This window comes from Variovorax sp. YR752, from assembly GCF_943372545.1.
Map to the genome: position 1 here is coordinate 1 of NZ_CALRZC010000331.1, position 6,742 is coordinate 6,742.

General features: G+C 64.1%; 10 protein-coding genes. 9 read left to right on the plus strand and 1 reads right to left on the minus strand.

Annotated features, from left to right (window positions below):
• Positions 1 to 1,758 (minus strand): biosynthetic-type acetolactate synthase large subunit (gene ilvB, locus AAG801_RS39110; protein WP_341893266.1); only part of this gene is annotated, 1,758 nt, incomplete at its 3' end.
• 65 nt (positions 1,759 to 1,823) lie between these two features.
• On the opposite strand from ilvB, the gene AAG801_RS39115 reads away from it, so the two are divergent.
• The 9 genes from AAG801_RS39115 to AAG801_RS39155 all read left to right on the plus strand — a co-directional run.
• A complete protein-coding gene (locus AAG801_RS39115) occupies positions 1,824 to 2,318 on the plus strand; it encodes an Lrp/AsnC family transcriptional regulator (protein ID WP_341893267.1) in 495 nt (164 codons plus the stop codon).
• 297 nt (positions 2,319 to 2,615) lie between these two features.
• Entirely contained in the window at positions 2,616 to 2,876 is a 261-nt protein-coding gene (locus AAG801_RS39120) for a hypothetical protein (protein WP_319355976.1), read from the plus strand.
• 225 nt (positions 2,877 to 3,101) lie between these two features.
• On the plus strand, positions 3,102 to 4,169 hold the full coding sequence (locus AAG801_RS39125; RefSeq protein WP_341893268.1) for a PDDEXK nuclease domain-containing protein: 1,068 nt from the start codon (positions 3,102 to 3,104) through the stop codon (positions 4,167 to 4,169).
• Positions 4,166 to 4,693 carry an AAA family ATPase gene (locus AAG801_RS39130; RefSeq protein ID WP_341893269.1) on the plus strand — a complete coding sequence of 176 codons (528 nt, stop codon included), beginning with the start codon at positions 4,166 to 4,168 and terminating at the stop codon, positions 4,691 to 4,693. The genes AAG801_RS39125 and AAG801_RS39130 overlap by 4 nt, the downstream gene beginning before the upstream one ends.
• A 4-nt stretch (positions 4,694 to 4,697) precedes the next feature.
• Positions 4,698 to 5,018, plus strand: a complete 321-nt coding sequence (locus AAG801_RS39135; RefSeq protein WP_341893270.1) for a hypothetical protein — start codon at positions 4,698 to 4,700, stop codon at positions 5,016 to 5,018.
• 113 nt (positions 5,019 to 5,131) lie between these two features.
• Positions 5,132 to 5,641, plus strand: a complete 510-nt coding sequence (locus AAG801_RS39140) for a GNAT family N-acetyltransferase (RefSeq protein WP_341893274.1) — start codon at positions 5,132 to 5,134, stop codon at positions 5,639 to 5,641.
• 66 nt (positions 5,642 to 5,707) lie between these two features.
• Complete coding sequence (locus AAG801_RS39145) at positions 5,708 to 5,956, plus strand: DUF1272 domain-containing protein (RefSeq protein ID WP_341893271.1); 249 nt, start codon at positions 5,708 to 5,710, stop codon at positions 5,954 to 5,956.
• A gap of 150 nt (positions 5,957 to 6,106) precedes the next feature.
• Positions 6,107 to 6,409, plus strand: coding sequence for a hypothetical protein (locus AAG801_RS39150; protein WP_341893272.1), 303 nt, complete (start codon positions 6,107 to 6,109; stop codon positions 6,407 to 6,409).
• A 73-nt stretch (positions 6,410 to 6,482) separates the two neighbouring features.
• A partial coding sequence (locus AAG801_RS39155; RefSeq protein ID WP_341893273.1) for a hypothetical protein occupies positions 6,483 to 6,742 on the plus strand: 260 nt, incomplete at its 3' end.

The window sequence follows — 6,742 nt, forward strand, 5'->3', positions numbered from 1 at the left end:
CACCCGGTGATGCCCACACCCCGACGGCATCATCGGAAAGCAGTTCTCCTGCGCCGCCACCTGCACGTCGAGAAAAAACGGCCCCTTGCTCTCCAGGCATTCGGCCAGTGCCTCTTCCAGCTCCGCCGGGTCTGACACGCGCCGCGCCCCCCAGCCGAAGGCCTTCGCCAGCGCCACGAAATCAGGCAGCGCCTCGTTCCAGCTGTGGCTCAGGCGGTTGCCGTGGTTCAGCTCCTGCCACTGGCGCACCATGCCCATGTAGCCGTTGTTGCTCAGCACCAGCTTCACGGCCGTGCCGTGCTGCATCGCGGTCGACAGCTCCTGGATGTTCATCAGCACCGAGGCGTCGCCGCTCACGCACACCGTGAGCGCGTCGGGGTGCGCGATCTGCGCGCCGATGGCTGCGGGCAGCCCATAACCCATGGTGCCGGCGCCGCCCGAGGTGAGCCAGTGGCGCGGGCTGTCGAAGCGCAGGTACTGCGCGGCCCACATCTGGTGCTGGCCCACGTCGGTCGAGACGATTGCATCGCGGCCCGCGATGGCCCGCTGCAGCGACGACATGAGGTGCTGCGGCAGGATCTCTTCGGTCGACGGCGTGAAGGCCAGGCAGTCTTCGGCGCGCCAGCGTTCGATGCGCGCCCACCACGGCGCCAGCCGCTCGGGCGCAAAGTCTTCGGGCAGCAGCCCCAGCAAGGCCTCGACGATGGCGCCGCAGTCGCCCACCATCGGCACGTCGACGTGCACCACCTTGTTGATGCTGCCGGGGTCGATGTCGATGTGGATCTTGCGGGCGTGCGGACAGAACTCGTCGAGCTTGCCCGTCACGCGGTCGTCGAAACGCGCGCCCACGCACACCACCAGGTCGGCCTCGTGCATCGCGAGGTTGGCTTCGAGCATGCCGTGCATGCCCAGCATGCCGACGAACTTCGGGTCGGACGCGGGGAACGCGCCCAGCCCCATCAGCGTGAGCGTGCACGGCGCGTGCAGCCGGTGCACCAGCTGCGTGAACGCCTCGCAGGCCGCCGGCCCCGAGTTGATGAGCCCGCCGCCGCCGTAGAGCACCGGCCGGCGCGCGGTCGAGATCAGGTCGGCGGCGCGCTGCAGCATCGCCCGCGGCGGCAGCGGCGCGCGGCCCGTGCGCAGCGCGCGCAGCGGCGTCGGCGCGCTGCCGTGCGTGAGGCGCATGAGCTGGATGTCCTTCGGCACGTCGAGCAGCACCGGGCCGGGGCGGCCGGTGGTGGCGATGTCGAGCGCGCGGCGCACCAGCGCGGGCACATCGTCGGCCGCGCGCACCTGCCGGTTCCACTTGGTCACCGGGCGCGACATGCCCAGCGCGTCGCTTTCCTGGAACGCCTGCGTGCCGATCACCGCCGTCGACACCTGCCCGCTGATGCACAGCACCGGCACCGAATCGCTCATCGCGTCGAGCAGCCCCGTGATCGTGTTGCCCACGCCCGGCCCCGACGTGACCAACACCACGCCGACGCGGCCCGTGCTGCGCGCGTAGCCCTCGGCCGCATGCACCGCCGCCTGTTCGTGGCGCACCAGCACATGGCGCAGCCGGGGTTCGCCGTGCAGCGCGTCGTACAGCGGCAGCGCCGCGCCGCCGGGGTAGCCGAAGATCGTATCGACGCCGCACGCGACCAACGTGTCGAGCAGCGCTTCGGCGCCGTTGCGCACGCGGAGTGGGGTCTCGGTCTCGGGCAGGGCCGGCGAGAGGGAGGGCGAGGATGTGGGGGGAAGGTCGAGCAGTCGCATGCCGTCAATTCTTCCGCTCTTGAGGCAGAATTTGCTTCTTTCTTTTGGCTGTTTAAGCTCGAAACATGAAAACCAATCGCCAAACATCGCCAGACAGCGAAGGATCTTTCGACAAGACCGATCTGGCGATCCTGCGGGTGCTGCTGCTCGACTCGCGCAAGACCCTGCAGGAGATCGGCAACGAGGTCGGCCTGTCGCCCACCAGCTGCTGGACGCGCATCAAGAAGCTCGAGGCCTCGGGCGTCATCAAGCGCTACACCGTCGACATCGACCCGGCCAAGCTGGGGTATCACGACTCGGTCATCGTGCAGGTCACCCTCGAAAGCCACACCGACGAAACCCTGTACGACTTCGGCCGCACCCTCGCCACCATTCCCGAGATCCAGGAGGCCTACCTCGTGTCGGGCGACTACGACTACTACATCCGCATCGCCGTTCGCGACACGCGCGACTACGAGCGGCTACTGCGCGAGAAGCTCTACAAGATCCCCGGCATTCGCCACAGCAAATCGCACTTCGTGCTGCGCGTGCTGAAGGAAGCGACCGTGCCGCTGATCTGACGGCGCCCTGCTCTTCTCCTTTTGCCCGCCACGTCACTTATCCGCGCGATTCGAGACTTACTGGCGCATTCGGCCCACCAGCGGGTGCCGCGCTTCTCTACAGTGGATGCCCCTGTCATCCGACGCCTCGCTGTGTGGGCAAGGAAGACAGGACCGCTTCGCCTCGCGGCGGGTCATCGATGTCGCAATGCGCATCGATGCGAACGCGAGGCACAAAAGGCGACGGCCAGGGTGTGTCAGCACCCCAGCCGTCTAACCAGAAGACGTGCACAACTCTTTCGAAAAGGAGCACACCAAATGGCTACTTCAACTATAGCCCGGCCTCGCACGCCGGCATCCCCCGACACCGCCTGCGGGCCCACACCGTCGGACCTCCTCGAAAACAAGCTCGCACAACTGAACTCGCTGCTGTGGTGCTGCCACGGCGACGGCAACCGCTGGTTCGAAGACGCGGGACCGGAGCATCTGGACAACGTGCTGTGGATTGCGGCGGAGTTGGCGCGGGATGCGATGGGGTTGTTTCAGGCGTGTGAGGTGGGGAGAGCTGCACAGGGCTGATGTGCGCGATTGCCGGTCGGCGATCGCAAACCGGGAACGGCACGCGTGCAGCCAAGCGCCATGTCGTTTGGCCGCCCACCGCCTCTTGCCCCGAGAAGCGCTCCCCGGGCTGCGAGAGAATCTGGAGATGGATCAAGCCACCCACAACAAGATTGCCTCCTTCGTCCGGGCCATCGGAAAAGAAGCCGAAGGCCCGCTTGATGGACTGCTGATGGGCTCGAAGGCATGAGCAAGACGACCAAGCCAACGCGCCGCGCGGTGGCCGCGAGTTCAGAGGCTGCCTTCGGCGAGGTGGTCCAGTTGATCCAGGGGGCGCGGCAGCGCGTGGCCAAGGTGGTCAACGCCGAAGTGATCGAGCTCTATTGGCGCATTGGCCAGTATCTGCATCAACGCATCGAAGCCGATGGTTGGGCCAAGGGAACCGTGGAGCAACTGGCGGCCTACATCGCCCAGCGTGAGCCAGGCCGGCGCGGCTTTTCAGCCCAGAACCTGTGGCGCATGCGGCAGTTTTTTCAGGCGTATCCGCCGGGGTCAAAACTCTCAACACTGTTGAGAGAAATTCCGTGGTCCTCGCATTTGCACATTCTCAGTCGCACCAAGCGCGAGGAGGAACGCGAGTTCTACCTGCGCATGACGGCGCAGCAAGGCTGGCAGGTGCGTGAAGTGGCGCGGCAGATCGACAGCGGCCTGTTCGAGCGCGCCGTGCTCCACCCGCCCAAAGTCTCAACAGCGTTGAGAGAAATACAGCCGCAGGCTGCGCAGCACTTCAAGGACGCCTACCTGCTGGACTTTCTGGCCCTGCCAGACCCGCACTCCGAGGCCGAGCTGCACCGCAGCCTCTTGATGAACCTGGGCCGGTTCCTGACCGAGCTGGGGCGGGACTTCTGCTACATCGGCAGCGAATACCCGGTGCAGGTGGGCGCACAAGACTTTGCGTTGGACCTGCTGTTCTTCCATCGTGGCCTGAACTGCCTGGTGGCCATCGAGTTGAAGGTCACCGCCTTCGAACCCGAGCATCTGGGCAAGCTGAACTTCTACCTGGAAGCCCTGGACCGCGATGTGAAGAAGCCGCACGAGAACCCGGCCATCGGCCTGCTGCTGTGCGCCAGCAAGGACAGCGAGGTGGTGGAGTACGCGCTGAGCCGCACGCTCTCGCCTGCGTTGGTCGCGCAGTACCAGACGCAGTTGCCAGACAAACAGATGCTGGCGGCGAAGTTGCATGAGTTTTATGCGTTGAGTGCGCCGGATGCAGTGGATACAGTGCCGCGCAAGAAGAAGGATGGTCGGGCGTGATCGGAGAGCTCAAGCATCGAACGCTGATTGTTCTGAGCGGACTGCCCGGCACAGGCAAGACCACCATCGCGCGTGAACTCGTGGCGCGTGTTCGTTCCGTCTACCTGCGCATCGATGCCATCGAGCACGCGCTGAAGACGGCGAGCGGGAGCGCGAAAGACGTGGGCCCGGCGGGCTATGTCGTCGCGTACGCGCTGGCTCAGTCCAACCTCTCACTGGGCATGTCCGTGATCGCTGATTGCGTCAACCCGCTGCCGGTCACGCGCGAAGCGTGGCGAGCAGTGGCGGCGGAGACGTCGTCGCATCTGGTGGAGGTTGAGGTCGTGTGCTCTGACGTTGCGGAACACCGCCGGCGCGTGGAGAGCCGGACGGCTGACATTGCGGGCTTTGCGCTGCCGAGCTGGGAGGCTGTGCTTCGGCATGACTACGAGGCTTGGGGGACGGAGCGCTTGGTGGTTGACTCGGCGCTTGTGAGTGCGGGTGAGGCGGCAGACTTGATCTGGCGGCACGTGCGTGAGCGGTAAATCGATGCGCTCACGTTTCATCGATGCCTTCCTGGGCGCCATCGTGCTCGGCCCCTGGGCGGCGATGTTTGCCTATCTGGGCCTCGCCCCGCTGGCCGCGTACTGGCTCGACGGCACCAAACATCGCACGGGGCCCGGACGCGGCGCTTCCTATTGGTGGAGCTTCTCGGAAGCCGTAAACGCTCAGTACCCGGTTCTCACCTGGCTGCTGGAACTCAAGAGCCATGTCGTCGTGTGGAGCTGCCTGGCTGGCATGGTGCTCGGGCCGGTGGTTGCGTGGTTCATGAGCAGCCGCTTGAACCGCATGCGTCGCGGCATCCTGTAGTGAATTGGGACCAGCGAGCTTCCGTGGGCCCACAGACTCGGATTGGCGTTGCGTTCGATGCCATCACGAGTCAGCCCCTCAGCTCTCAACCAGAAGGTGATTTTTTGATCTCAGTGCAACCCGCGAAATCAGATGAGTGGAAGACCTATCAGGACATGCGCCTGCGGGCGTTGCTCGACTCCCCCGACGCCTTCGGAAGCACGCACGAAGCAGAGGCCACGAGAACCGATGCGATGTGGTCCGAGCGAATTGCCGTGGCTACGTCGTCCGGGAAGGATCGTGTTCTTTTCGCGTTCAATGGCAGCGACGCCTGTGGTTTGATCTGGTGCAAGTTGTCCAGCGATGAACCGGCTGTCGCCGACCTTTTCCAGATGTGGGTCGCTCCTGCATCGCGAGGAATGGGGGCCGGTCGCGCTTTGCTCAAGGAGGCGATTTCTTGGGCCGAGAGCGTCGGCGTGAACCGCGTTCGTCTGGGTGTCACTGCCGGAGATACGCCGGCGATGCGCCTGTACGCAGCTTGCGGCTTCCGCCCCGATGGCGCGCTGGAGCCGCTGCGAGAACACTCGAGTCTGATGGTGCAGCCGATGAGCTTTGCACTCGGACCCGTTGGATCGACGGCCTGACCTCCGCTGTCACCCACTTTTCCTTCGTTTAAGCTCAACCGAAAAAACTCTCTCTGAGGTTTCACCATGCTCCAAATGCGCCCCGGGTGTGAATGCTGCAACCGAGACTTGCCGCCGGATTCAGCCAATGCCCGCATCTGTTCTTTCGAGTGCACGTTCTGCAGCGATTGCGCAAGCGGGCGCCTCGCGGGCACATGCCCGAACTGCGGCGGAGAGTTGCTTCCGCGCCCGTCGCGGCCGGCTGCCAAGCTTGAGAAGTTTCCGGGTTCGACCACGCGGGTGTTCAAGCCGGAAGGTTGTGCTGCGGCATCGTGAAGCGCCGTCTTCAGGCATGTTCGTCGAGCTGGATGCTCGCGCAGGCGGCTCGGCGATACTTCCGGGCAACTTCGATACTTCGCTCCGACCAAACAAATGCGATTACTTGCAACTGTCAGTGCCTCGGTAAAGAGCGGTTCCTACGATGGAATGGCATACATCTACTGCCACGACCCGAAGCAGGACTATTGTTTCTCGCTAGCTCGTAGAGTCGACTCCAGTGACATCGAAGTGATGGTTGTTGACCAGGTAGTACATCGTGTCGACCAGTTGGAGGTTGCCCTTCATGCGTCTGGCCTCGTCGCAACGCTGAGTACGCAGGCGGCTTCGTTACTCGACGGTCACTCGAAATATGAGATCGAGTTTCTGCCAGGAAACTGGAGCCGACAGAGTGTTGAGGACGCACTGGCAGCCATCTTCCGTGGGAAAGATGGCTTGACTGTGAGCGGCTGAGCAATCCGCCGCTCATAGACCTGAGCACCGTTCGGCCACAACCGGGCAGGTCCGACCGCTCTAGACTGAGCCCATGAATCAACGCGTGTTTCCCGACCCAGACCGATACGCCATTTGCCCACTGGAAGGCCCCGTCTTACCCTTCTACGACGGTGCATTTGAAGCCGCCTATGTGCTTCTTAGTCCGTTCATGCGTCCCAAGTCGACCACGTTCGACCTGACCAATGCCGCGCGGGAAGACTGGAGTGCGGACGAGCTTTGCCAAACATTTGAATCAGTCCGGTGGTCGCAGGTGCGTGACCTCTGTGGATTTCCTTCGATCGCGTCAATCGA

Excerpts from the sequence above, each read along its gene's own strand:
- AAG801_RS39150 (WP_341893272.1), top strand. The coding sequence starts at position 6,107 with ATGGCATACATCTACTGCCACGACCCGAAGCAGGACTATTGTTTCTCG.
- AAG801_RS39115 (WP_341893267.1), top strand. The coding sequence starts at position 1,824 with ATGAAAACCAATCGCCAAACATCGCCAGACAGCGAAGGATCTTTCGAC.
- AAG801_RS39120 (WP_319355976.1), top strand. The coding sequence starts at position 2,616 with ATGGCTACTTCAACTATAGCCCGGCCTCGCACGCCGGCATCCCCCGAC.
- AAG801_RS39135 (WP_341893270.1), top strand. The coding sequence starts at position 4,698 with ATGCGCTCACGTTTCATCGATGCCTTCCTGGGCGCCATCGTGCTCGGC.
- AAG801_RS39145 (WP_341893271.1), top strand. The coding sequence starts at position 5,708 with ATGCTCCAAATGCGCCCCGGGTGTGAATGCTGCAACCGAGACTTGCCG.
- AAG801_RS39125 (WP_341893268.1), top strand. The coding sequence starts at position 3,102 with ATGAGCAAGACGACCAAGCCAACGCGCCGCGCGGTGGCCGCGAGTTCA.